Source organism: Sulfitobacter sp. (assembly GCF_041552635.1).
Taxonomy (GTDB): domain Bacteria; phylum Pseudomonadota; class Alphaproteobacteria; order Rhodobacterales; family Rhodobacteraceae; genus Sulfitobacter.
Genome location: NZ_JBFEKM010000321.1, coordinates 1 through 2,121, shown reverse-complemented (window position 1 = coordinate 2,121; position 2,121 = coordinate 1). Strand labels below are relative to the sequence as shown.

Genomic DNA, 2,121 nt, shown 5'->3' with positions numbered 1-2,121 from the left:
CCGAGATCGCGGTAGCTGAGCCCCTCGAGGCCGAGATGGAATGGCCCGAAGTTTGGACCGAAAACGCCGCGCGTGAGGTCGTACAGCACGAACCGTTGGATGCCAGCGCGGATGAAGATCCTGACTATGGGTTCGGATCGACATTGGTCGGAACGTCGGTTGATCTGGACAGCATCTCGCCCACAGGGCCACCGGCGCAACAGGGTGCTACGGTAGAAGTTCAGTCAGCAGATGATGCCCATGCGCCATCTGCTTTTAGCGTTTCCGAAATCCATGACCTGACGCTTGGGGGCGCGAATAGCGGTGCCTTAAACGCCATCAGCCTGAAGGCAGAGGCGCAGGCGACGTTCGACGCTGCGGTTGCGTTGTGGACCGGAGCAAACGGCCCGGTGTCAGCGAACCTTGATTTCGTCATTGGCGATTTGGATGCGGGAACTTTGGCCAGCTATGATGCAACGGCAAACCTTATCACTATTGATGGAGATGCGGCCGGCGCAGGGTGGTTCGTTGATGCGTCGCCTCTGACAAGCACAGAATACGCAACGCTGAATGGATACGCGCTGGAAGCGGATGGAAACGGTGCCGCTGAAGGTGTCGATCTGCTGACGGTGATGCTGCACGAGATTGGCCATGCTGCCGGTCTGGACCACACCAGCGGGTTGGCACTGATGGGCGAGGCACTGGCCGAGGGCGAGCGTTTGCTTTTGCCAGATGACATCTCGGTCATTCCAGCGTCGCTGAGCGGACAGCTGTTCTATCAGGTTTCGGCCAGCGGCGCGATCACGGCATTCAGCGACGCGTCCCTGACCGAACAGGTTTTCACAACGGGCAGCGAAGTCACCACGCTGATTGGTCTGGCTGGGAATACGGATGCGCTGGTCGGGGCGGATGATTTGTTTGGCGGTCTGTCGCAAGAGGGCACGTTCAAGATTACCGGCCTGAACCGCGGGACACTAGGCTTTGCGACGGGCGCCACCACCGACTACGCCCTGACCTATTCCAACATCGGATTGCTGCGCGGTGGGAATGATACCGACACCGCGCTGTATGTTGTCGAAGGTGAAAACTTTGACAGCGTCTGGGACATTGCTTCCGTCAATGCCGGGACGGTGACGTCCGAGACTGGCATGATCCGGTTCGAGAATATCGGCAAGCTGGTAGGCGGGACCGAGAGCGATGCGATTATCTATGCGACGGGTGGTCTGCTGACCCACGGGTTTGACGACAGCAACCAGAGCACGGCTGCCGACGCGACCAACGTCTATGAGATTACAGTCGGCGATTTTGTCACCCTGTCCCTTGGGGATGGCGCGAGCGTTTCGTCGAGTTTTGTCCAGAACCAGACTGTCACCGGATTTGTGATCGGTGGGGCCGAGGTCACGTTGAACAATGTTGATGTGGTGACGATGACCGTCACCGCCGCAACCCTGTTTGCTGGTTCGGATGGCGAGACTTATTTCACGCGCAAGGCAAATGGCGAAGAAAATGCTGCAACCGGGGTTGAGGGTCTGAACTTTGACTTCGATCTGCGCTTTTACCGTCAGGCCTATACTGACGGTCCATTGTCTGGCTATCACGTCTGGGCATCGCTGGATGCGTCCATCGACCAGCTGACGCTGATCAATGCGGATGCGATCAAAGGGTCGGTCGGTCAGGCGGCTGTGTTGTTGAACGTCGCCTCTCAGGGGGCAATGACCGGTGCCGGCAATATCACGGATGCCGTCGTTCTGCGCGAAGCACCTGCCTTTGCCAGCGCCACTGCCGAATTTGCGTCCGTCACCGGTACCGCCGCGCTGGTCTTCCAAGAGAAGTCTGAGCGGGCACCGGGCGTCTTTGCCTATACTGACATTGCCTATTTCGCAGGCGGCCTGACGCTGACCAAGACAACTGTCGATGTGGAGCTGCCGTCGGGCGATACTGTCTTTGGCGATCTGTTGGTGTTCCAGCTTGCGGATGCGTCGGCCTTTATTGGAACGGGCATGGAACTGCCGAGCGTTCTGATCGCGCCGGCTGATGTTGAATTTGAAACGGCCAATGCCAAAGGTGTGTTGGCGACCGCCCTGAACTTCGCGCTGGGTCTGTTCAAGACGCAAGCGACCGACACGGTGGTGTCCGTGATCT

The 2,121-nt window shown here is 58.6% G+C and carries 1 protein-coding gene; it reads left to right on the top strand.

Features of this window, described 5'->3' with window-relative positions:
* Nucleotides 1-2,121: matrixin family metalloprotease (locus ABYT07_RS20635; RefSeq protein ID WP_372993875.1), on the top strand; the 2,121-nt coding region annotated here is incomplete at both ends.